Genomic DNA, 21,533 nt, shown 5'->3' on the forward strand with positions numbered 1-21,533 from the left:
ATTCAAGCATGTCGTGAAAATCATGTCATGAAGCAACGCTATCTCTGCGCCCTTATGGCCGGATTCGGAAGGAGGCTTTGAGGCGGTTGTCCTCACTTCTGCGACATCCGAGCCGCTGGCTGGATCAGCAGCAGTCGTCGAGGTGCAGGAGGCAGCGAATTGAGGAACGAGGATATCGTGTTGGATGGCGCGAAGGTGTTCTGGCGCAGCCTGCTGCCGAGGTTGAAGGCGGAGCGCGGGCTTCTCGGCCTGTCCGTCGTGCTCGCCTTCCTCGCCGCACTCGCGGGCATCCATCCGCTGGCCGTCCTGCCCTTCTGGATCGTGCTCGTCGCGGCCATCCTCAACCGGGGAGCGCCGCCCGTCCAGACAGCGCCGGCGAGCGTCGGCGCTGCCGTGGAAACCAAGACCGACCCGCTTGCTCCCCTGCTCGACGCGCTCGACATGCCGGTGCTCGTCGTGGCGGCCGACGAGACCGTCGTCTTCCAGAACGCCGCCGCAGAGAAGGCCTTCGGGACTATCCCCCAGGACAGCTACCTTTCCGCCCGCGTCCGTTCGCCCGGCATTCTCGACATGGTGCGCGAGACGATCGCGACAGGCAAGGTCAACCAGATCGAGCATGCGGAAAGGCTGCCTTCGGAGGCGGTCTACGTGGTTCGCGTCGCGCCCGTGGACATCGGCTCCGACGTTTCCGGCCGACGCATCTTCCTGCTGACCTATCGCGATATCTCGCAGGCCCGCCGCATCGACCGGATGCGCTCCGACTTCGTCGCCAATGCCAGCCATGAGCTGCGCACGCCGCTCGCATCGCTGCGCGGCTTCATCGAGACACTGCAAGGCCCTGCCCGCGACGACCGGAAGGCCCAGGAAAAATTCTTCGGCATCATGCACGAGCAGGTCACACGCATGAGCCGGCTCGTGGACGACCTCCTGTCGCTGTCGCGCCTCGAGTTGAAGTCGCACATCGCGCCGGACGATGCCGTCGATCTCGGGCCGCTGCTCGGACACGTGCGTGACAGCCTGGCGCCGCTTGCGGGCGAACTCGACGTGACGATCGCGCTGGAGGTTCCGGAGACTCCGGTTTTCGTCCAGGGGGATCGGGACGAATTGGTGGAGGTCTTCGAAAACCTGATCGAAAACGCCTGCAAATACGGGCAGGAAGGCAAGCAGGTGGATGTGCGGCTGACCGGCGGGAATGGTCACCAGGCGGAGGTGACGGTCACCGACCACGGCCCGGGAATACCTGCCGAGCACGTCCCGCGCATCACCGAGCGTTTCTACCGGGTCAATGTCGAGGCGAGCCGGTCGAAGAAAGGCACCGGCCTGGGCCTTGCGATCGTCAAGCATATCCTCACGCGTCACCGCGCCCGCCTGCTCATCCATTCGGAGGTGGGGAAGGGCACGGTCTTCAAGGTCCGCTTCTGACACACGACGCCGCGCTGAAATGTTGCGCCGAGAAAATCACGCCGCATTTTCAGCATGTTAGGCTGTCATAAATGTTTCACCGAACTGACATAAAAGCTGTAGCCATCGGCGGCTAACTAGGGGCGGCCGATGAAACGGCGAAGAGAGCGCTGAACCCTGGCGCACCAACACAAGCCCATTCCGGGAGAACATTCATGAAATCTCTTAAACTCACTGTAGCGGCGCTGGTTGCATCCGCCGCCTTCGCGGGCGTTGCAGCGGCTCGCGACCAGATTCAGGTCGCCGGCTCCTCGACCGTTCTTCCCTATGCCAAGATCGTTGCCGAGAACTTCGGCGAGACGTTCCCCGACTTCAAGACGCCGGTTGTCGAGTCCGGCGGCTCCTCTGCCGGCCTGAAGGAATTCTGCAAGGGCGTCGGTGAAGACACGATCGATATCGCCAACTCTTCCCGCAAGATCAAGGACAGCGAAGTCGAGGCCTGCAAGGCTGCCGGCGTGACCGAGATCCAGGAAGTGAAGATCGGCTACGACGGCATCGTCTTCGCCACCGACGCCGGCAATGCCGACCTCACCCTGAAGCCGGAGCACCTCTACAAGGCGCTCGCCGCCGAAATCGTCGTCGACGGCAAGCTCGTCGCCAATCCTTACAAGAAGTGGTCGGAAGTCGACGCTTCGCTGCCGGACGCCGAAATCGCCGCCTATATTCCGGGCGAGAAGCACGGCACGCGCGAAGTCTTCGAAGAGAAGATCCTTGCTGCCGGCTGCAAGGACTCCGGCGCTCAGGACGTCATCAAGGCTGCCGTCAGCGATGAAAAACAGCAGTTCAGCAAGTGCGTGGCCGTACGCAAGGACGGCATGGCCGTCGACATCGACGGCGACTACACCGAAACGCTGGCGCGCATCGCTTCGAACAAGAACGGCATCGGCGTCTTCGGCCTCTCTTTCTACGAAAACAACGCCGACAAGCTGAAGGTCGCGACCGTCAACGGCATCGTCCCCTCGACCGAGACGATCGCTTCCGGCGAGTATCCGGTTTCCCGCCCGCTGTTCTTCTACGTCAAGAAGGCTCACATCGGCGTAATTCCGGGTCTCAAGGAATATGTCGAATTCTTCGTTGACGATCAGATGATCGGCCCCGACAGCCCGCTCGCCGAATACGGCCTCGTCGCCGCTCCGGACGCCGAGCGTGAGGAAATCCGCACGTCCTTCGAGGCAGGCAACCTGCTCTGATCATGACAGGCTCCGGCGCTTCGCAGCGCCGGAGCCGCATTCTTTTCGAATTTGCCGGGGCTTACGACAAGCCTGTCGCGGAGACGTGCCGATGAGTACTTCGCTCCTTCTCCTGATCATCGCTTTGATCGGTTTCATTGCGTTTCTTGCCGGCCGCGCCCGCTCGTTCGCCCGGTCCGGAGGCAAGCTCGCCAGCCTGCATTCCCTGCCCGGATATCACGGCAGCTACGTCGCCATCTGGGCGATGCTGCCGGCTCTTCTTCTGCTTGCGGTATGGCTCATCGCCGCTCCGATCTATATCGATTACACCGTTCGTTCGTCTCTTCCGGAGCCGGTCCAGAACCAGGGGGCAGCCACCGTTCAACTCGCGCTCGGTCAGGTCAAGTCCGTGGCCGCGGGCTTCGAGCGCCTGAGTGCGGACGAACTCGCTGCTATCGAGAACCGTTCGACCAACATGCGGGAAGTCCTGGCCTCCAAGGGCGTGGCGCTTGCCGGCGAGGGCGAGCCCTACATGGTCCAGTCCGCCCAGCAGTTCAATGCGATGCGGCAATACAGCCGCTGGCTGATGAGTGCCGTCGTGCTGCTCGTTTCCGTTGCCGGCGGACTCTATGCGATCCGCAATATCGACGTCCGTTTCCGTGCCCGCAATCGGGTGGAGCGCGTCATGCTCGGCTCGCTCATCGTCGCCTCGTCCATAGCCATTCTCACGACGGTCGGCATCGTCGCCTCGATGCTCTCGGAGGCGGGCCGCTTCTTCACCATGGTGTCGCCCTTTGAGTTCTTCTTCGGCACGGTCTGGGACCCGCGCTTCGCTGCGGCCGGAAGCGGTGGCGCCTCCGGCCAGTTCGGCCTGCTGCCGCTGCTTGCCGGCACCCTGTATATCGCCTTCGTGGCGATGCTGTTCGCGGTGCCGATCGGGCTCTTCGCCGCCATCTACATGGCCGAGTATGCAAGCCCGCGGCTGCGTTCCACGGCCAAGCCTCTCCTGGAAGTGCTCGCCGGCATCCCGACGATCGTCTACGGCTTCTTCGCGCTGGTCACTGTGGGACCTTTCCTGCGCGACATCTCCGCGCAACTGAACGGTCTCGTCACCGGCAACTACCAGAACTTCATTCAGGCCCAGAGCGTCATCACCGCCGGCATCGTCATGGGCATCATGCTCATCCCGTTCGTTTCTTCATTGTCCGACGACATCATCACCCAGGTGCCGCGGGCGCTGCGTGACGGCTCGCTCGGCCTCGGTGCGACGCGCTCGGAAACGGTGAAGAAGGTGATCCTGCCGGCAGCACTTCCCGGCATTGTCGGCGCGCTGCTTTTGACGGCCTCGCGCGCGGTGGGCGAGACGATGATCGTCGTGCTCGCTGCCGGTGTCGCGGCGCGCATGCAATTGAACCCCCTAGAGCCGATGACCACGGTGACGGTCAAGATCGTGAATCAGCTGACGGGCGACCTCGAATTCACCTCGCCGCAGACACTGGTCGCCTTTGCGCTCGGCATCACGCTCTTCGTCATCACGCTCGGCCTCAACATCTACGCGCTCTACATTGTGCGCAAATATCGGGAACAGTACGAATGACCGAATTTGCCTCCCCGACGGTAAGGGTCTCCACCCGACCTGCCGCAAGCCGACGCGATATCGGCATCAAGCGCCGCTATGCGGCGGAGCGCCGCTTCCGTGCCTTCGGAATGAGCGCCATCGCCATCGGTCTGTTCTTCCTCGCGGTTCTCCTCTGGAGCGTCGTTTCGAAGGGCTATACCGCCTTCCAGCAGACGACGATCACGTTGCCGATCGAGTTTTCCGAGAAGGTGATCGATCCGAAGAACGAACGGGCGACCGATCCGAAGCAACTCTATACCGCCAACTATCCGCTGCTCGTGCGCGAGGCCCTGGTAAAGCAGCTCGGCCTCGATCCGTCGAAGCGGCCGCTGGTGAAGCAGGCGGCCGATATGGTCTCCGCCAGCGCCCGGACGCAGCTGCGTGACATCGTCGTCGCCGATCCGTCGGTCATCGGCAGGACGATCCCCGTCACGCTGCTTGCCGAGGCGAACATCGATTCCGCGTTCAAGGGGCAGATCGACCTGTCGGTCGACGAAACCAAACGCAAGGTGAAGGATGAGCAGGTCGCATGGATGAACCAACTTGCCGAGGCCGGCGTGCTCAAGAAGAGCTTCAACACCGGCATCTTCACCTTCGGCGCGTCGAGCCGGCCTGAAGCGGCGGGTGTCGGCGTCGCCCTTCTCGGCTCGCTCTACATGATGCTGATCGTGCTCGTTCTGTCGCTGCCGATCGGCGTCGCCGCCTCCATCTATCTCGAGGAGTTTGCGCCGAAAAACCGGCTGACGGACCTGATCGAGGTGAACATCAACAACCTGGCGGCCGTACCGTCCATCGTCTACGGCCTCCTCGGGCTTGCTGTCTTCGTCAACTTCGCTGGCATGCCGCGCTCGGCAGCACTCGTCGGTGCCTTCGTGCTGACGCTGATGACGCTTCCGACGATCATCATCGCTACCAGGGCGGCCCTGAAGGCAGTGCCTCCGTCGATCCGCTCCGCCGCACTCGGCCTCGGCGCATCGAAGATGCAGACCATCTTCCATCACGTGCTGCCGCTTGCCATGCCCGGCATCCTGACCGGCACGATCATCGGCCTCGCCCATGCGCTGGGCGAAACGGCGCCGCTGCTTCTGATCGGCATGGTCGCCTTCGTGGTCGACTTTCCGGGGTCGCCGCTGGAGCCCTCCACGGCGCTGCCGGTGCAGATCTACATGTGGGCGAACGAGGCAGAGCGTGCCTTCGTCGAGCGTACGTCCGGAGCGATCATCATCCTCCTGATCTTTCTCATCTTCATGAATCTCGGGGCAATTCTCTTGCGGCGTCGCTTTGAGCGTCGCTGGTAGTGGGGTAAGGACTATGAACATCATGTCGGAAGCTGCAGTCGAAAAGGCTCTTGACCAGAAAATGAATACGGTGCCTTACAAGATGATCGGCAATGATGTGTCGGTCTATTACGGCGAAAAGCGCGCGCTCTTCGACGTCAACCTCAACATCCGCGAGAACACGGTCACGGCGCTGATCGGTCCCTCAGGGTGCGGCAAATCGACGTTTCTGCGCACTTTGAACCGCATGAACGACACGATCGAGAACTGCCGCGTGACCGGCAAGATCACGCTCGACGAGGACGATATCTATGATCCGTCGATCGACGTGGTGGAGCTGCGCGCCCGGGTCGGCATGGTGTTCCAAAAACCCAATCCGTTCCCGAAGTCGATCTACGACAATGTCTCCTACGGGCCGCGCATCCATGGCCTGGCACGCACCAAGGCCGAACTCGACGAGGTCGTGGAAACGAGCCTGCAGAAGGCCGGGCTCTGGAACGAGGTGAAGGATCGGCTGCAGGAGCCGGGCACCGGACTTTCCGGCGGTCAGCAGCAGCGCCTCTGCATCGCCCGCGCCGTCGCGGTCAGCCCGGAAGTCATCCTGATGGACGAGCCCTGCTCGGCGCTCGATCCCATCGCGACCGCGAAAGTCGAGGAACTCATCCACGAACTGCGGGCGAATTTCACGATCGTGATCGTCACCCACTCGATGCAGCAGGCGGCGCGCGTGTCGCAGCGCACGGCCATGTTCCATCTCGGCAATCTCGTCGAGGAGAACGATACCGACAAAATGTTCACCAACCCGGACGATCAGCGCACCCAGGACTACATCATGGGCCGCTTCGGCTGATGGCGAGAGGGGCGGCGCTTTTCCGTCCCTCCCGGTTTAAGATCGACCGAGCCATTCAGAACAGCGGGTCTCCCGAGGAAACGAATATGTCTCACGCACACATCATGTCCGCCTTCGACGAAGAGTTGAAGTATCTCACGCGCCGCATCTCCGAGATGGGCGGTCTTGCCGAGCAGATGGTCGCGGACTCCGTCCGTGCGCTCGTCAATTCCGATCTTGCTCTCGCCCAGAAGGTTATCTCCGACGACACCATTCTGGACGACGCGGAACGGCAGATCGGCGAAAAGGCGATCGTCACCATTGCCAAACGCCAGCCCATGGCCTCGGATCTACGGGAGATCATGGGTTCGATCCGTATCGCCGCGGACCTGGAGCGCGTCGGCGATCTCGGCAAGAACACCGCCAAGCGCGTGATTGCCGTCGCCGGTTCGGGCATACCGCGCAAGCTTGCGCGCGGCCTCGAACACCTGGCCGAGCTCGCGCTCGTTCAGTTGAAGGAAGTCCTGGACGTCTACGCCTCCCGTTCGCCGGAAAAGGCGAACAGCATTCGCGAACGCGATGAAGAGATCGACGCGATCTACACTTCTCTGTTCCGGGAACTGCTGACCTACATGATGGAAGATCCGCGCAACATCACGCCCTGCACGCATCTTCTTTTCTGCGCCAAGAACATCGAGCGTATCGGCGATCACGCGACCAACATTGCCGAAACGATCTACTACATGGCGACAGGCGCCCAGCCGCAGGGCGAACGGCCGAAGGACGACATGACGTCGACATTGGGTTCCGTGACGGACTGAGATCGCCCGGCATCCGGGCCTATGCAGAATTTGTTCCGGCCGCTTTGGCGCGGCCTACCACCGTGCGCGGCGGCATGACGGCTGTCGTGCGTAGGAAGGAGTCCTACTGAATGTTGCCGAAGATTGCCGTAGTCGAAGATGAGGAAGCCCTAAGCGTTCTCCTGCGCTACAATCTCGAGGCAGAAGGCTTCGAGGTCGATACGATCCTTCGCGGCGACGAGGCGGAGATCCGCCTGCAGGAGCGCCTGCCCGACCTTCTCATCCTCGATTGGATGCTGCCCGGGGTTTCCGGCATCGAGCTCTGCCGCAGGCTGCGCCAGCGGCCGGAAACGGAGCGCCTGCCGATCATCATGCTGACGGCGCGCGGCGAGGAGAGCGAGCGCGTGCGGGGCCTTGCCACCGGGGCCGACGATTACGTCGTCAAGCCCTTCTCGACGCCGGAACTGATGGCGAGGGTCAAGGCTATGCTCAGGCGCGCCAAGCCCGAGGTTCTGTCGACGCTCCTGCGCTGCGGCGATATCGAGCTCGACCGGGAGACGCACCGCGTCCACCGCCGCAGCCGCGAAGTGCGCCTCGGCCCGACGGAGTTCCGGCTGCTGGAATTTCTCATGTCCTCACCGGGGCGCGTCTTCTCCCGTTCACAGCTCCTGGACGGTGTCTGGGGGCACGACATCTATGTCGACGAACGGACCGTGGACGTCCATGTCGGACGTCTGCGCAAGGCACTGAACTTCTCCAACATGCCCGACGTCATCCGGACGGTGCGCGGCGCGGGCTATTCGCTGGAGAGCTGAGACCGAAGGTGCCGGCTTACGGCATGGCAAAGAAAAAAGGGGCCTTTCCGGCCCCATTTTTCGTCGTGCATCCAGAGCGGAATGAGCAAGGCGCCTCAGCGCATGCGCCGGCGCTCGGCAGAGGGCTGGTAGGCCAGCCGGGCATGAAAGGTGCAATAGGGAGAGGCTTCCGGGGAGTCGTTGCCGCAGAAGTGGAACTCTTCCTTGAGCGGGTCGCCGATCGGCCACTTGCAAGTGCGTTCGGTAAGCTCCGTGAGCTCCAGCCGCCGCGACATCGGCAGGACGATATTCCTGTCGATCTGCAGCTCCTGGTCGATCGTCAGGTCGACTGCGAGCTCTTCCTTGAGCGCGGTCGCGCCGGCCGTGCGGGTCACGGTGCGGGTTACGGAACGCGCAGCGTAGTTCGGTGCGCGCGGGGCAGACGTCGCCCGTTTGGGGCGGGCTGCAGCGGCCGTGCTTCCGCCGGCCTTGGCGCGCCCGGGCAGGCTCAGCCGATGAACCTTGCCGATGACCGCGTTGCGGCTGACGCCGCCCAACTGCGCCGCGATCTGGCTGGCGCTCAGGCCCTCCGACCACAGCTTCTTCAGTTTCTCGACCCGCTCGTCAGTCCAGTTCATCTCTGCACTCCCCGTTCTCGGCGTTGGGATGGCGGAATCCGTCACCGCTCTCCGGGAAAAACCCGAAGATTCAACGCGATAATACTTTTGGTGACTAGGTCCGCCGCATGCGTCTAGTAATTGAATGTTAACCTACCGGCAGGGTGACTCCGTGGCAAGAGTCGCCGGAATCGCGCCGAATCGATTTCGCGGTTTTCCCCAACTTGCTGTCGGAGCGTTGCATTTTTGCAAGTCCCAGAGTGCGATTTTTTCGCGCTTCGGAATCGGTATCCGCAAAGCGCCTGCAAACCTTGGTTTTGTTGACATCGCGGTGCGAAATGGGAATAGTGCCTGTCGCCGCCGCAAGGCGGCATTTTTGATTTTTATCGGGCCGAACGGTCCGATGCCGCCGCCGGAATGAAGGAGAGCTCGACATGGCCGCAACCACGCCGCTTTACGACACCTATCTGCGCGCGCCGTTGCGTTTCGAGCGAGGTGAAGGCGTTTGGCTGATCGCCGAAGACGGCACGCGCTATCTCGATTTCGCTGCCGGTGTCGCCGTGAACTCGCTCGGCCATGCCCATCCTCATCTCGTCGAGGCGCTGAAGGCGCAGGCCGACAAGGTCTGGCATCTGTCCAATCTCTACGAGATTGCGGGGCAGGAAAGCCTTGCGCGGCGGCTGACCCATGTGACCTTCGCCGATCGGGTGTTCTTCACCAATTCGGGTGCGGAAGCGCTCGAATGTGCGATCAAGACGGCGCGGCGCTATCATTTCGCCAAGGGGCACGTCGAGAAGTTCCACGTCATCACCTTCGAAGGTGCTTTCCACGGCCGCACGCTCGCGACGATCGCCGCCGGCGGACAGCAGAAATACATCGAGGGCTTCGGGCCGAAGGCGCCGGGCTTCTATCAGGTCCCCTTCGGCGATATCGGCGCGGTCAAGAACGCGATCAATGAAGAAACCGCGGCGATCCTTGTCGAGCCGATCCAGGGCGAGGGCGGCATTCGGACGGCATCGAAGGAGTTCATGCAAGGGCTGCGCGAACTCTGCGACGAGTTCGGCCTGCTTCTGATCCTTGACGAGGTCCAGTCCGGTGTAGGCCGGACCGGCAAGCTCTTCGCCCATGAATGGGCGGGCATCAAACCCGATATCATGGCCGTCGCCAAAGGCATCGGCGGCGGCTTCCCGCTCGGCGCCTGCCTTGCGACGGAGGCGGCGGCCGCCGGCATGGTGGCGGGCACGCACGGCTCGACCTATGGCGGCAACCCGCTCGCAATGGCGGTCGGAAATGCCGTGCTCGACGTCGTTCTCGCCGAAGGCTTCCTCGATCAGGTGCGCGAGGTGGCTCTCGTCTTCCGTCAGGGGCTCGCCTCGTTGAAGGATCGTTTTCCGGACGTGATCGAGGAAATCCGCGGCGACGGGCTGATGCTCGGCATCAAGGCGAAGGTGCCCTCCGCGGACCTTTTGAAGGCGATCCGCGCCGAGAAACTGCTCGTCGTCCCGGCCGGCGAAAACGTTCTGCGCCTGTTGCCGCCGCTGATCACCACCCCGGCCGAGGCGCGCGAAGGACTGGCACGGCTCGAACGCGCCGCGGAGGCGGTGAGCGGCAAGAGCGGCAACGCCGCGGCCTGAGCGCCCGAAGGTTTCGGATCGAACCGGCCCGGGCGGGGTCGACAAACGGATTCTACGACAGGAAACAAGGCAGTATGACCAGACACTTCCTCGATCTCTCGGCCATGACGGCCACCGACCTCAGGACCATCATCGACGATGCCCGCGTCCGCAAGTCGGCGACCAAGGCAGGGACTGCCGAGAAGCCGCTTGCCGGCAAGATGCTCGCGATGATCTTCGAGAAGCCGTCCACCCGCACGCGTGTTTCTTTCGATGTCGGCATGCGCCAGCTCGGCGGCGAGACGCTGTTTCTGTCGGGTACCGAAATGCAGCTCGGCCGGGCGGAGACGATCGGCGATACGGCGAAGGTCCTGTCGCGCTACGTCGACGCGATCATGATCCGCACGACCGACCACCGCCGGCTTCTGGAGATGGCGGAGCATGCGACCGTGCCCGTCATCAACGGGCTCACCGACGATACGCACCCGTGCCAGATCATGGCCGATATCATGACCTTCGAGGAGCACCGGGGACCGGTCAAGGGCAAGACGATCGCCTGGACCGGCGACGGCAACAACGTGCTTCACTCGCTGATCGAAGGCTCGGCGCGCTTCGGCTACCGCATGAACATGGCCGTGCCGCTCGGCTCCGAACCGCATGACAAGTTCCTGAACTGGGCGCGCAACAACGGGGCCGAGGTCCTGCTCAGCCACGAGGCGGAGCAGGCGGTTGCCGGTGCCCATTGCGTCGTCACCGACACCTGGATCTCGATGAACCAGGAACATCGCGCCCGCGGTCACAACGTCTTCCAGCCCTACCAGGTCAACGGCGCGCTGATGAAGCATGCAGCGCCGGACGCGCTGTTCATGCATTGCCTGCCGGCGCACCGCGGCGAGGAAGTGACCGATGAGGTCATCGACGGCCCGCAGTCGGTGGTATTCGACGAAGCCGAGAACCGGCTGCACGCGCAGAAATCGATCCTCGCCTGGTGCATGGGCGCGGTCTGACGGCTGGAGGCGGGCGCGAGGCGTTCTCTTGAAATCTGCACGGTGCAACACGATCTAGGGCGGTGAGCGGGGGCTCCGATCATCAAATCGGCCAGTCGCCCCACGCCGGCTATCACGTGCTTGGCGCCCAAGGGGTGCTTCGACGCAGAGCAAATGCCGGCGGAGAAATTCGTCCATGACGGGATCAAATGGAATGGCGGACGGTTGTACCGGTGCGCGCCGGTGCACTCGATGCAAGCCGTATCGGACATGAAGAGGAAGCGAGCGGTTTCCGTCCGCATCCCGCATGCAGTTTTTGGAATGGGTCATGGCCACGTCCCGGATTGAATCGATCCGCGTGATCATGGTCGAGGCAAGGAGCAAGCGATGACAGAAACAGCGCCGGGACTTGGCGAGTTCGATTTTGCCGGTGACGATCAGGTTGTGCCCTTTCAGGTCGAGGGACTCGACGTGCGCGGCCGCGCCGTCCAGCTTGGCCCGATGCTCGATGCCATTCTTGAACGGCACAATTACCCGCTCCCTGTCGCGCGGCTCGTCGCGGAAACAGTGGTGCTGACGGTCCTGCTCGGCACGTCCCTGAAATTCGAAGGCAAGCTGATCGTGCAGACACAGGGCGATGGGCCGGTCGATCTCGTGGTCGCGGATTTCTCGACGCCGGACCGCGTCCGCGCCTATGCCCGCTATGATAAGGAGGCGCTCGCCGACGCCGAAAAGAGCGGGCGCGTCCAGCCTCATGAATTGTTGGGCAACGGCGTCCTCGCCTTCACGATCGACCAGGGTGCGCACACGCAGCGCTATCAGGGCATCGTCGCGCTTGACGGGGCGACGCTCGAGGAGATCGCCGGCGCCTATTTCCGCCAGTCAGAGCAGATACCGACCAGGGTGCGCCTCGCCGTTGCCGAGCTTCTCGACAAGGACGAGAACGGCAAGCCGCGGCACCGCTGGCGCGCCGGCGGCATGGTCGCGCAGTTCCTCCCCGACGCGCCGGACCGGATGCGCCAGGCGGATCTGCCGGGCGGCGGTGGTGACGAGGGCGACGAGGATTTCTTCGACGAGGACGACCTCTGGGCGGAAGCCAAGGTGATGGTCGAGACGATCGACACCGATGAACTCACCGATCCGACGGTCGGTACCGAGCGATTGCTGTACCGTCTGTTCCATGAGCGCGGCGTGCGCGTCTATGAGCCGCAGGCGGTCTACGATCGATGCAGCTGCTCGCGCGAGAAGATCAGGGACGTCCTGGTGGGGCTCGGCAACGAGGATATCGAAGCCAGCGTCGAGGACGGCCTGATCAAAGTCACCTGCGAGTTCTGCTCGACGACCTACCGCTTCGAGGCGAGCGAGGTCCGTCCGCAATAGCGGCAGCCGCGCTGAATCAATTAAGCGTGCGGACGAGGCCCGGCGAATCGAGCGAGAAGGCGGGGATGGCGACATCGAAAGTCTCCCCGCCTTCCGCCTCCATGCTGTAATGGCCGAACATCACGCCGGAGGGTGTATCCAGCGGGCAGCCGGAGGAGTACTCGTAGGTATCGCCGGGATTGAGCAGCGGCTGCTCGCCGATCACGCCGGGGCCGCTCACCTCGTCCACCTGACCGTTCTCGTCGGTAATGTGCCAGTAGCGGGTCATCAGCCGGACCGCGAGTCCGGAATGGTTCGCTATGATGATGCGATAGCCCCAGACATAGCGGCTGTCGTCGGGATCCGACTGTTCTTCCAGGTAGTACGGCTCGACCGTCACTTCGATGTCGCGTGTCAGCGCGCGGTACATGTGCAACACCCTGTTTCAAATCCGTACGCGTATTCTACAGCAATATGGTTTCGTCAAGAATAACGGCGAGATTGTGCGAGTGGTATCAAATTCCCTGGAGCGGGATGAGGAAAGGTGTGCGCGGTTTTCGCCCGCATCCCGCTCCAACTTCTTGGAATCGATCACATCGTGATCTAGGAGGCAACGGCTATGCTTGACGGCGCGCTTCGCAGGCGGCTCGATCCGGTTCTGGACAGGCTCGGCGCCGCACTGGCCGGCCGCGGGGTCAGTGCCGATGCCGTCACGATCCTCGGCCTTTGCCTTGGCCTTGCGGCAGCCCTGCTCATCGGTCTCGGCGCTTATCTGCCTGCCGCCGCCCTGATCCTTGTGAGCCGGCTCTGCGACGGCCTTGACGGAGCCGTCGCCCGCGCGAGCCGGAAAACGGATTTCGGCGGCTTTCTCGACATCGTTCTCGATTTCACCTTTTACGGCGCCGTTCCACTTGGTTTCATCATCGCAGATCCGGCCGCAAACGGTCTTGCCGGCGGGTTTTTGCTCTTCGCCTTCTATGTCAACGGCGCGAGCTTCCTCGCCTATGCCGTGATGGCCGAGAAGCGCGCCCTGACGACCGCGGTGCGCGGTGCGAAGTCGCTCTACTTCACGACGGGGCTCGCAGAGGCGACGGAGACGATCGTCTTTTTTCTGCTCTCGTGCCTTTTCCCTGGGTGGTTCCCGTTATTCGCAACGGTCTTCGCGCTCGTCTGCCTCTATACCGCGCTGTCGCGGATCGTTCTCGCAAGACTGACTTTTCGGCAAGACTGACGAGCCCGCTGACGCGGGCTTCGTCATGGTGCCGGTCAGGCGTTTACGCCCTTCAGCGCCCTTGCGAAATCCTCGATGAGGTCTTCGCTGTCCTCGATACCGGCCGAGAAGCGCACCGTTCCGGCGGAGATGCCGAGTTCGGCGCGGGCTTCGTCGGTGAGGTTCTTGTGGGTGGTCGTCGCCGGATGGGTGATCAGACTCTTGGAATCGCCGAGATTGTTGGAGATCCGGATGATTTCAAGGGCGTTCTGCAGGGCGAAGGCTGCTTCCTTGCCACCCTTGAGCTCGAAGGCGACCAGCGTCGAGCCGCCGCTCATCTGCTTGGCAATGACGTCGGCCTGCGGGTGATCCTTGCGGCCCGGATAGATGACGCGGGCGACCTGCGGCTGCTCCGCGAGGAAATCGGCTACGCGGCGGGCGCTTTCGGTCTGCTGCTTGACGCGGAGCGGCAGGGTCTCGATGCCCTTCAGCAGCGTCCAGGCGTTGAAGGGCGACATGGCCGGGCCGGTGTGACGGAAATAGTCGTGCAGGTTCTCGTCTACCCACTGCTTGTCGGAGAGGACCACGCCGCCGAGGCAGCGGCCCTGGCCGTCGATATGCTTCGTCGCGGAATAGACGACGACATGGGCGCCAAGCTCCAGCGGCTTCTGGAACAGCGGCGTGGCGAAGACGTTGTCGACCACCACCTTGGCGCCGATCTGATCGGCGAGCCTGGCAACGCCGGCGATGTCGATCACTTCGAGCGTCGGGTTCGTCGGGCTCTCGAGGAAGAAGACCTTGGTGTTCGGGCGCACCGCGTCTTCCCAGTTCTTGAGATCGCGACCGTCCACCAGGGTGCACTCGACGCCGTATTTCGGCGCCAGCGTTTCCACGACCCAGCGGCAGGAGCCGAAGAGCGCCCGGGCGGCGACGATGTGGTCACCCGCCTTCACCTGGCAAAGGATTGCCGCAGAAACCGCCGCCATGCCGGAGGCGGTGGCGCGCGCGTCTTCCGCCCCTTCGAGCATGCACATGCGCTTCTCGAACATGTCGTTGGTCGGGCTGCCGTAGCGTGCATAGATGAAACCGTCGGTCTCGCCCTTGAAGCGGGCCTCCGCCGCTTCGGAGCTGTCGTAGACGAAGCCCTGCGTCAGGAAGATCGCTTCCGAGGTCTCGCCATACTGGGAGCGGAGCGTTCCGCCGTGGACGAGCTGGGTTGCCGGGCGCCAATTCTTGCTCATGAGAACGTCACTTTCAAAAACAAAAAAACCGGCCGCGAAACGACCGGTTTGACACCCGGCCTTTTTAGCTACTTGTTTAACGTGGCTGCAAGCCGACCGGCCAAATCACCACGGGATAAAGCTCCAATACTGCCTGGCCGCGCTTGCGTCAATTCCCGGAGTTTGGTTTTGTCTGGCAACTGTAAATGAGGATCGGAATGGGGCGCGACACAGGGATTTTGGCCGACCGCGCAATTGCAGCGCTGTATGCCTCGGGACGGCTGAAGAGCGAAAAGGTGCTGGATGATGACCAGATCCAGCCGGCCAGCCTCGATCTTCGCCTTGGATCCAAGGCGTTCCGCGTCCGGGCGAGCTTCATGCCCGGCCCGTCTCATCTGGTCGCCGACAAGCTCGACCGGCTCAAGCTGCATGTCGTCGATCTGAGCGAAGGCGCCGTGCTCGAGACCGGCTGCGTCTACATCGTGCCGCTGATGGAAAGCCTCTCGCTGCCGGCAGACATGTCGGCCTCCGCCAATCCGAAGAGCTCCACCGGCCGACTGGATATCTTCACGCGCGTGATTACCGACAGGGCGCAGGAGTTCGACAAGATTCCGGCGGGCTACAGCGGACCGCTCTATCTCGAAATCAGCCCGCGGACCTTTCCGATCGTAGTCAGGCGTGGTTCGCGGCTTTCGCAGATACGCTTCCGCATCGGCCACTCGGTTCTTTCCGAGCAGGAACTGCTGGCTCTGCACGAAAGCGACGTCCTCGTCGCCAGCGACCGGCCGAACGTTTCCGGCGGCGGCATCGCCCTTTCCATCGACCTCAAGGGCACCGGGCCGGACGGCCTGATCGGCTACCGCGGCAAGCATCACACATCGGTGGTCGATGTGGACAAGAAAGCCCAGCATGCCGTTTTCGACTTCTGGGAGCCGCTCTACAGCCGCGGCCGCGACGATCTCGTGCTCGATCCGGACGAGTTCTACATCCTCGTGTCCCGCGAAGCCGTCCATGTGCCGCCGCGCTATGCGGCCGAAATGACGCCCTTCGACCCGCTCGTGGGCGAGTTCCGCGTCCACTATGCCGGCTTCTTCGACCCCGGCTTCGGCCATGCGTCCGCCGGCGGCAGCGGCAGCCGGGCGGTGCTCGAGGTCCGCAGCCACGAAGTGCCGTTCATTCTGGAGCACGGGCAGATCGTCGGCCGTCTCGTCTACGAGCACATGCTGGAACGTCCGGAGGGACTTTACGGCCTCGATCTCGGCTCCAATTATCAGGCGCAGGGGCTCAAGCTCTCCAAGCATTTTCGCGCCGAGTGAGCATTGTGCTTGACAGATCACGGCTGTTGAGGAAATTTCCGGTTCTGTCGCGGGTGTAGTTCAGTGGTAGAACGCCAGCTTCCCAAGCTTGATGTCGTCGGTTCGATCCCGATCACCCGCTCCAATTCCTCCTTTCATAGAGGCGCCATAGCGCTGCGGATTCTCTGGATATTCGTACTGTCGGCCGTTCTCGCCCCGGGGTTGGCTTTGGCGCAGCCGAAGGAACTGCCCCGGCTGTTCGATGCCCGCGAACGGATTGCCAAGCCGGACCTCAGCGGCCTTGCCAGGCTTCGTTTCCTGACGACCGTCGACTTCCCGCCCTTCAACTTCATCGACCAGTCGGGCAAGCTGTCGGGCTTCCATGTCGACCTCGCCCGCGAGATATGCCGTGAGCTGGAGATCGAAGCCAAGTGCCAGATCCAGGCAGTGACCTATCCGGAGCTCATGCCGGCCCTCGAGCAGGGGCAAGGGGAAGCGATTGCCGCCGGCATTGCCGTGACTTCGGAGCTGAGGCAGCGTTTCGCCTTTTCCCGCGCCTTCATGCAACTGCCCGCCCGCTTCGTCGTCAACACCAAGGCCGCCGGGGCGATCGCCGGTCCTGCCGATCTTGCCGGAAAGCCCGTCGGCGTCGTCTCCGGCACCACGCATGAGGCAATGCTGAAGGCATTTTTCCCGAAGCTCGAAGCCAAAGGCTTTCCGGACCGGGATGCATTGCTCTCCGCGCTTCGCGGGGGCACCGTCGCGGCCGCGTTCTCCGATGGCATGCAATTGTCCTTCTGGGTCTCCGGCAACCTCGCCGGGGGATGCTGCGCCATGTTGGAGGGCTCCTATTTTTCCCAGCGCTTCCTGGGCGAGGGACTGACGATCATGAACCGCAAGGCCGAGCCGGCCCTGACCCAGGCGATCGACCACGCTTTGCTGGCGCTCTCACGCAGCGGCAGGCTCGAGGAGATCTATCTTCGCTATTTCCCGGACGGGATTTATTGAGGCGGCTCCACTCGCGGCTATCCCGTCATTTCGCTCTACCCACGCCGGAACGGCAGCACGAGCGACCACAGGAGCTTTATCGGCTCGATGCGCCCGTAGGCTTTCAGCCCGGTCTCGATCCCATCGTCGCCGCGCGATGGATGGGCGACGTAGGTTGAGAACAACCGATCCCAGACCGAAAGATTGAAGCCGTAGTTTGAATCGGTCTCCCGCTTTTCCACGGAATGGTGGATGCGGTGCATGTCGGGCGTGACGATGACGTGGCGCAACAGCCCGTCGGCGGCTTTCGGCAGCCGCAGATTGGCGTGGTTGAACATCGCCCCGGCATTGAGCACGATCTCGAACAGGAGAACGGCGAGTGCGGGCGCGCCGAGCAGAATGATGACCGCGCTCTTCCAGATCATCGACAGCAGAATTTCGAGGGGATGAAAGCGAAGGGCTGTGGTGACGTCGACCCCGGGATCGGCATGGTGGACGCGGTGGATGCGCCACAGGACAGGTATCTTGTGAAACACGACGTGTTCGAGCCAGATGGCGAAGTCCAGCGCGATAAAGGCGATCAGGCCGGCAAGCGGTGGGGCGACGCTGAGAGCCGGGAGCACGCCGTATCCGCGTCCCTGAGCCCAGATAGCAACGCCGGTGGCGGCAGCGGGAAAGGCGACGCGAAGCAGGAGGGAGGATAGGACGAGAATAGACAGGTTGGTGATCCAGCGGCGTGCCTTCAGAGCCCGCATCAGCTCCGGCCTCTCCAGCCGCGGATGAAAAAGTTCGAGCGCTGCCAGTGCGGCGAAGGCGGCGGCAAAGGCCGCGAGCCGCCAGACCGGTTCGGCGAGACCGAAATAGAGCATGCATCGATCCCCGTTGCATCAAATCCGGCCCAGCATATTGTTCCGTGCCGGGAACGGGCAAGGACCTGTTTCTGAAGCCTACTTGCGGAAGCGCGCGATGGCTCCGCGCTCGATTGCTGCGCAGGCGAGCTTGTCGAGGCCCAAACGGTCGCGCAGCAGCTGCAACAACCGGATTTCCTCGTTGCGGATACGCTGATCCGCGGCAGCGATCTCGACCGCAAGGGCATAGGCCGTCTCATAGAGCCGCTGCGGCAACGCCTCGCGAACCATTTCGAGCGCCACGTCGAGGCCCTCCGGTGCCGCAAGCTGGGCGGCGCATTCGCGGCCGATATGGATCAGGTGATCTTCGTCGAAACCGTTGAAGGCCGGGAGGAACCGCACGAGCACGCCGATGCGTGCAATCTCGTCGTCGGTCATGTTCCGGTCGACGGCGGACATCATGACCATGACGTGGACAAGGGCTTCGTGCTGGCTGAGACTTGCGGACATCCTGCCTCTCGATCCTTTCGTTGTTCCCATTGGAGCCGCGATACACGACGGGTGCATAACGGGTTCGGCGGACCTGCAATGATGGGTGACAGTTAAGGACTTGCTCCAAGCCTTACAAGTCCGGCGCGGCGTCTTCCGGGGCGATGCTCGCAGCCGGATCGTCGAGCGCGAGAGGCGCTCGGGCAAGATCGCGCGGGTCGTCCCCGAAGAAGCCGAGCCTGGCGCCCCGAGCGGCCTCGGCCTTCGGCTCGAGCGCCGTGCCCGGCAGCGGCGTCGCCCAGCCGTTGCCGACGAGCCATTCGGCCACGTCCTGGCCGCCGACGCTGCACCGCGCGTTCAAGGTTTGCGAGGAGCCATCCGCCCCGTCGCAGACGAGCGCGCGCCCCCGCAGGAAGTTGCGGAACGCCGTACGCGCGACCATGCCGCAAGGCCAGCTCTTGCCGTTCGCTTCGCAGACCTTCTCCGCCTTTTCGGGTTCGATATCCTTGAGCTGCAGGGTCGTCTCGCCGGACCGGACAAGCCCGGCGGCAAGCGCAACCGGGCGCGGGAAGACGGCGGAAGCGGGTTTTTCCTTTTCCCCGGTCTTCGAAAGCGGCGGCCTCGGTGCGATCCGTTCCAGCGGTTTGGCGATGCCGTCCTCCGGCTGGGCAAAGAGGCCCGGCTCGACGGGCCTGACCGCCACGCGCGAGCCTTTGCCCGGCATGGTATCCGGTTCGGGGGCAGGGGGAGCGGCTTCGGTCTCGGCGGGAGGCTCCTCCGAAACCGGCTCGTCGATCGCTGCTTCCGGCGTTTCGAGCACGAACTCAGGCGCTGCGGCGCTGTCGCGGTTGCGGATGACCGCGGCCCCGGTCATCAGAATGCCGGCATAGAGGGCGAGGGCGGCAAGCCCGCCGGCGATGGTGAAGAGCCTCGGCCGCATCGAAGGATCCTATTGGCTGGCCCAGATGATCCGGGCGATCCATTCCACGTCGTTCATCTCGAAATTGCGGTTGGGATGGTCGGGGTTGAGCGAAACGAGCTCGATGCCGCGGGGCGTCTGCCGGGCCAGCACCTTCGCCATCACCTCGCCCCCGCGCGTCTTGACCACGACGCGGTCGTTGCGGCGCACCTGCGCGCTCGGGTCGACGATCAGGACATCGCCGTCGCGATAAAGCGGCAGCATGCTGTCGCCCTGAACCTCCAGAGCGTAGGTACCGCCCTGCCGCCGCTCGGGCGTGGGGAATTCGATCGTGTCCCAGCCCTGGCCGACCGGAAAGCCGCCGTCGTCGAAAAAACCACCGGCGCCGGCCTGCGCGAAACCGATCAGCGGAATGCCCGGCGCTGCCGATGCATCTTCCCTTTCGCTGCCGGCGGCATTGGGCTCCATCAGCGCCAGGAACTGATCGACGCTCGCTCCCGTCGCATGCAATATCTTCGCGATCGACTCAGTGGAGGGCCACCGGTCGCGCCCGTCGGTGGACTGGCGCTTCGACTTGTTGAAGGAGGTGGGGTCCAGGCCGGCCCGCCGCGCAAGGCCCGACGGCGAAAGCCGGTGGCGCTCTGCCAATGCGTCGATCGCGCGCCAGATGCTGTCATGTGAGAGCATGTCGACCCATCTTCGGAAGGAGAAGCGAATGCGGGCTGCACAGCCAGCCGCTCCGCGTCTGCGAATACATTAGCCAAGCGCCTTGCGACCGTAAAGCACAGCGAGGAAAATAGTCCTTCCTATCCGGTCAAAGTACGGCATACGGCAGACGCAGCGGTCTTCAGGGGTGAACTCCTGCGCAGCTGTGCTAAATAAAACAGCTTCACTCCGGGCCAAGAGGCGTGCTTGCTTGCAAAACTGAGATCGGAACGGCATCTCGTTGCCGCTTTTCTCGCTGCTCTTGCCGGCGTCGCGGTCGAGCATCATCTGCTCGAGGCCGGTCGCGCCGCATCGCTCATCGGTGCCGCCCTGATGGTGGCGGCGATCGTGCTTGCTTCCATGCGGGTCGCCCATCATGCCGAGGTGCTTGCCGCAAAGGTGGGCGATCCCTACGGCACGATGATCCTGACGCTTTCGGCGGTGCTGGTCGAGGTCGTCATCCTCGCCATCATGATGACCGGCGAGACTTCGCCGACGCTGGTGCGCGATACGATCTATTCGGCAGTGATGCTTGATATCAACGGGATTCTGGGGCTTGCGGCGCTGCTCGGCGGCCTCAAACATGGCGAGCAGCCCTATAACGACGATTCCGCCCGCACTTACAGCGTCATGATCCTCACGGCCATGGGCATTTCCATGCTCGTTCCCGAATTCGTGCCGCAGTCGAAATGGCATTATTATTCCGCCTTCACCATCGGCGCGATGATCGTGCTCTATACGTTGTTCCTGCGCATGCAGGTTGGCGTGCACAGCTACTTCTTCAGTTACAGCTATCCGCGCGCCAAAGCGGGAACTGCGGCAAGCCGGCTGGAAGGCGAGCCGGTGCTTCCTTCCGTCGTCGTGCTCATCCTGGGCGTGGTGGTGATCGGCTTTCTGGCCGAAATCATGTCCGGGCTGCTGTCGGCCGGGATCAAGGGTACGGCGGCGCCGCCGGCCCTGGCCGCGATCGTCGTCGCGGCGATCTCCGCTTCGCCCGAGGTCATGACGGCAATGCGCGCCGCGCTCGCCAACCGCATGCAGGCAGTGGTGAACATCGCGCTCGGCGCTTCGCTTTCGACCGTGATTCTGACCGTACCCGTCATGGAGGCGATTGCCCTTTATACGGGCCAGCCCTTCATCATGGCCATGTCGCCCGTGCAGACGGTGATGGTTGCGGTGACGCTCATCGCCGCCGCGATCAATCTCAATGACGGCCAGACCAATGCCATCGAAGGCATGACGCATTTCGTGCTGTTCGCGACCTTCATCATGCTGTCCGCCCTCGGACTTTAGATCACGGTCATGTTTTTAGGTCTGGTCGACCTAAAAACATGACC

22 protein-coding genes, 1 tRNA gene and 1 riboswitch are annotated in these 21,533 nt (G+C 63.2%); of the genes, 16 read left to right on the plus strand and 7 right to left on the minus strand.

Annotation, left to right across the window (positions count from 1 at the left end):
• Positions 1–159: 159 nt before the first annotated feature.
• From phoR to phoB, 7 genes are all read left to right on the plus strand, one after another.
• The gene (gene phoR, locus PZL22_RS20540; RefSeq protein ID WP_003530190.1) at positions 160–1,422 is read left to right on the plus strand and encodes a phosphate regulon sensor histidine kinase PhoR; all 1,263 of its coding nucleotides are present in this window, start codon (positions 160–162) and stop codon (positions 1,420–1,422) included.
• Between the two features lie 194 nt (positions 1,423–1,616).
• The gene (locus tag PZL22_RS20545; RefSeq protein WP_003530188.1) at positions 1,617–2,651 is read left to right on the plus strand and encodes a substrate-binding domain-containing protein; all 1,035 of its coding nucleotides are present in this window, start codon (positions 1,617–1,619) and stop codon (positions 2,649–2,651) included.
• A 91-nt stretch (positions 2,652–2,742) separates the two neighbouring features.
• Entirely contained in the window at positions 2,743–4,227 is a 1,485-nt protein-coding gene (gene pstC, locus PZL22_RS20550; protein ID WP_003530186.1) for a phosphate ABC transporter permease subunit PstC, read from the plus strand.
• A complete protein-coding gene (gene pstA / locus PZL22_RS20555; RefSeq protein WP_003530184.1) occupies positions 4,224–5,546 on the plus strand; it encodes a phosphate ABC transporter permease PstA in 1,323 nt (440 codons plus the stop codon). Before pstC ends, pstA begins: the two co-directional genes overlap by 4 nt.
• A 13-nt stretch (positions 5,547–5,559) precedes the next feature.
• A complete protein-coding gene (gene pstB, locus PZL22_RS20560) occupies positions 5,560–6,375 on the plus strand; it encodes a phosphate ABC transporter ATP-binding protein PstB (RefSeq protein ID WP_003530182.1) in 816 nt (271 codons plus the stop codon).
• A gap of 86 nt (positions 6,376–6,461) precedes the next feature.
• Positions 6,462–7,175 (plus strand): phosphate signaling complex protein PhoU, encoded by a 714-nt coding sequence (gene phoU / locus PZL22_RS20565; RefSeq protein WP_003530180.1) that lies wholly within the window; start codon positions 6,462–6,464, stop codon positions 7,173–7,175.
• 110 nt (positions 7,176–7,285) lie between these two features.
• Positions 7,286–7,969 (plus strand): phosphate regulon transcriptional regulator PhoB, encoded by a 684-nt coding sequence (phoB, locus tag PZL22_RS20570; RefSeq protein ID WP_003530178.1) that lies wholly within the window; start codon positions 7,286–7,288, stop codon positions 7,967–7,969.
• A gap of 95 nt (positions 7,970–8,064) precedes the next feature.
• Here phoB and PZL22_RS20575 read toward each other — a convergent pair whose 3' ends face one another.
• Positions 8,065–8,586 carry a GcrA family cell cycle regulator gene (locus PZL22_RS20575; RefSeq protein WP_003530176.1) on the minus strand — a complete coding sequence of 174 codons (522 nt, stop codon included), beginning with the start codon at positions 8,584–8,586 and terminating at the stop codon, positions 8,065–8,067.
• Between the two features lie 151 nt (positions 8,587–8,737).
• Between PZL22_RS20575 and PZL22_RS20580 the strand changes: the two genes are divergently transcribed.
• The 4 genes from PZL22_RS20580 to PZL22_RS20595 all read left to right on the plus strand — a co-directional run bounded on the left by PZL22_RS20580 (position 8,738) and on the right by PZL22_RS20595 (position 12,544).
• Entirely contained in the window at positions 8,738–8,986 is a 249-nt protein-coding gene (locus PZL22_RS20580; RefSeq protein WP_003530174.1) for a hypothetical protein, read from the plus strand.
• 13 nt (positions 8,987–8,999) lie between these two features.
• Positions 9,000–10,199 carry an aspartate aminotransferase family protein gene (locus PZL22_RS20585; protein ID WP_003530172.1) on the plus strand — a complete coding sequence of 400 codons (1,200 nt, stop codon included), beginning with the start codon at positions 9,000–9,002 and terminating at the stop codon, positions 10,197–10,199.
• A 74-nt stretch (positions 10,200–10,273) separates the two neighbouring features.
• On the plus strand, positions 10,274–11,185 hold the full coding sequence (gene argF, locus PZL22_RS20590; protein WP_003530170.1) for an ornithine carbamoyltransferase: 912 nt from the start codon (positions 10,274–10,276) through the stop codon (positions 11,183–11,185).
• Between the two features lie 366 nt (positions 11,186–11,551).
• Complete coding sequence (locus PZL22_RS20595; RefSeq protein ID WP_003530168.1) at positions 11,552–12,544, plus strand: Hsp33 family molecular chaperone; 993 nt, start codon at positions 11,552–11,554, stop codon at positions 12,542–12,544.
• 16 nt (positions 12,545–12,560) lie between these two features.
• Here PZL22_RS20595 and apaG read toward each other — a convergent pair whose 3' ends face one another.
• Complete coding sequence (gene apaG / locus PZL22_RS20600; RefSeq protein WP_003530166.1) at positions 12,561–12,953, minus strand: Co2+/Mg2+ efflux facilitator ApaG/CorD; 393 nt, start codon at positions 12,951–12,953, stop codon at positions 12,561–12,563.
• A 189-nt stretch (positions 12,954–13,142) separates the two neighbouring features.
• On the opposite strand from apaG, the gene PZL22_RS20605 reads away from it, so the two are divergent.
• Positions 13,143–13,754 carry a CDP-alcohol phosphatidyltransferase family protein gene (locus tag PZL22_RS20605; protein WP_003530164.1) on the plus strand — a complete coding sequence of 204 codons (612 nt, stop codon included), beginning with the start codon at positions 13,143–13,145 and terminating at the stop codon, positions 13,752–13,754.
• Between the two features lie 35 nt (positions 13,755–13,789).
• Here PZL22_RS20605 and PZL22_RS20610 read toward each other — a convergent pair whose 3' ends face one another.
• A complete protein-coding gene (locus PZL22_RS20610; protein ID WP_003530162.1) occupies positions 13,790–14,974 on the minus strand; it encodes an O-succinylhomoserine sulfhydrylase in 1,185 nt (394 codons plus the stop codon).
• A 43-nt stretch (positions 14,975–15,017) separates the two neighbouring features.
• Positions 15,018–15,096: riboswitch (SAM riboswitch) on the minus strand.
• Positions 15,097–15,171: 75 nt separating this feature from the next.
• Between PZL22_RS20610 and PZL22_RS20615 the strand changes: the two genes are divergently transcribed.
• The 3 genes from PZL22_RS20615 (at position 15,172) to PZL22_RS20625 (ending at position 17,256) form a co-directional block, all read left to right on the plus strand.
• On the plus strand, positions 15,172–16,269 hold the full coding sequence (locus PZL22_RS20615) for a 2'-deoxycytidine 5'-triphosphate deaminase (protein WP_003530160.1): 1,098 nt from the start codon (positions 15,172–15,174) through the stop codon (positions 16,267–16,269).
• A 49-nt stretch (positions 16,270–16,318) separates the two neighbouring features.
• Positions 16,319–16,393 (plus strand) — tRNA-Gly (locus tag PZL22_RS20620).
• A gap of 29 nt (positions 16,394–16,422) precedes the next feature.
• On the plus strand, positions 16,423–17,256 hold the full coding sequence (locus tag PZL22_RS20625; RefSeq protein ID WP_014528923.1) for a transporter substrate-binding domain-containing protein: 834 nt from the start codon (positions 16,423–16,425) through the stop codon (positions 17,254–17,256).
• Between the two features lie 35 nt (positions 17,257–17,291).
• On the opposite strand, the gene PZL22_RS20630 is transcribed toward PZL22_RS20625, so the two are convergent.
• From PZL22_RS20630 to PZL22_RS20645, 4 genes are all read right to left on the minus strand, one after another.
• Positions 17,292–18,104, minus strand: coding sequence for a sterol desaturase family protein (locus PZL22_RS20630; RefSeq protein WP_284718551.1), 813 nt, complete (start codon positions 18,102–18,104; stop codon positions 17,292–17,294).
• Between the two features lie 78 nt (positions 18,105–18,182).
• On the minus strand, positions 18,183–18,593 hold the full coding sequence (locus PZL22_RS20635; RefSeq protein WP_003530154.1) for a tellurite resistance TerB family protein: 411 nt from the start codon (positions 18,591–18,593) through the stop codon (positions 18,183–18,185).
• A gap of 112 nt (positions 18,594–18,705) precedes the next feature.
• Complete coding sequence (locus PZL22_RS20640) at positions 18,706–19,512, minus strand: thermonuclease family protein (protein WP_003530152.1); 807 nt, start codon at positions 19,510–19,512, stop codon at positions 18,706–18,708.
• Positions 19,513–19,521: 9 nt separating this feature from the next.
• A complete protein-coding gene (locus PZL22_RS20645) occupies positions 19,522–20,178 on the minus strand; it encodes a S24 family peptidase (protein ID WP_003530150.1) in 657 nt (218 codons plus the stop codon).
• Positions 20,179–20,403: 225 nt separating this feature from the next.
• Between PZL22_RS20645 and PZL22_RS20650 the strand changes: the two genes are divergently transcribed.
• Entirely contained in the window at positions 20,404–21,489 is a 1,086-nt protein-coding gene (locus PZL22_RS20650; protein WP_003530148.1) for a calcium:cation antiporter, read from the plus strand.
• Positions 21,490–21,533: the final 44 nt, after the last annotated feature.

Source organism: Ensifer meliloti (assembly GCF_030064585.1).
Classification (GTDB): domain Bacteria; phylum Pseudomonadota; class Alphaproteobacteria; order Rhizobiales; family Rhizobiaceae; genus Sinorhizobium; species Sinorhizobium meliloti.

Bases quoted from the DNA above. Each gene is read 5' to 3' on its own strand.
- PZL22_RS20545 (WP_003530188.1), top strand. From the start codon at position 1,617: ATGAAATCTCTTAAACTCACTGTAGCGGCGCTGGTTGCATCCGCCGCC.
- pstC (WP_003530186.1), top strand. From the start codon at position 2,743: ATGAGTACTTCGCTCCTTCTCCTGATCATCGCTTTGATCGGTTTCATT.
- pstA (WP_003530184.1), top strand. From the start codon at position 4,224: ATGACCGAATTTGCCTCCCCGACGGTAAGGGTCTCCACCCGACCTGCC.
- pstB (WP_003530182.1), top strand. From the start codon at position 5,560: ATGAACATCATGTCGGAAGCTGCAGTCGAAAAGGCTCTTGACCAGAAA.
- phoU (WP_003530180.1), top strand. From the start codon at position 6,462: ATGTCTCACGCACACATCATGTCCGCCTTCGACGAAGAGTTGAAGTAT.
- phoB (WP_003530178.1), top strand. From the start codon at position 7,286: ATGTTGCCGAAGATTGCCGTAGTCGAAGATGAGGAAGCCCTAAGCGTT.
- PZL22_RS20575 (WP_003530176.1), bottom strand. From the start codon at position 8,586: ATGAACTGGACTGACGAGCGGGTCGAGAAACTGAAGAAGCTGTGGTCG.
- PZL22_RS20585 (WP_003530172.1), top strand. From the start codon at position 9,000: ATGGCCGCAACCACGCCGCTTTACGACACCTATCTGCGCGCGCCGTTG.
- argF (WP_003530170.1), top strand. From the start codon at position 10,274: ATGACCAGACACTTCCTCGATCTCTCGGCCATGACGGCCACCGACCTC.
- PZL22_RS20595 (WP_003530168.1), top strand. From the start codon at position 11,552: ATGACAGAAACAGCGCCGGGACTTGGCGAGTTCGATTTTGCCGGTGAC.
- apaG (WP_003530166.1), bottom strand. From the start codon at position 12,953: ATGTACCGCGCGCTGACACGCGACATCGAAGTGACGGTCGAGCCGTAC.
- PZL22_RS20605 (WP_003530164.1), top strand. From the start codon at position 13,143: ATGCTTGACGGCGCGCTTCGCAGGCGGCTCGATCCGGTTCTGGACAGG.
- PZL22_RS20610 (WP_003530162.1), bottom strand. From the start codon at position 14,974: ATGAGCAAGAATTGGCGCCCGGCAACCCAGCTCGTCCACGGCGGAACG.
- PZL22_RS20615 (WP_003530160.1), top strand. From the start codon at position 15,172: ATGGGGCGCGACACAGGGATTTTGGCCGACCGCGCAATTGCAGCGCTG.
- PZL22_RS20630 (WP_284718551.1), bottom strand. From the start codon at position 18,104: ATGCTCTATTTCGGTCTCGCCGAACCGGTCTGGCGGCTCGCGGCCTTT.
- PZL22_RS20635 (WP_003530154.1), bottom strand. From the start codon at position 18,593: ATGTCCGCAAGTCTCAGCCAGCACGAAGCCCTTGTCCACGTCATGGTC.
- PZL22_RS20640 (WP_003530152.1), bottom strand. From the start codon at position 19,512: ATGCGGCCGAGGCTCTTCACCATCGCCGGCGGGCTTGCCGCCCTCGCC.
- PZL22_RS20645 (WP_003530150.1), bottom strand. From the start codon at position 20,178: ATGCTCTCACATGACAGCATCTGGCGCGCGATCGACGCATTGGCAGAG.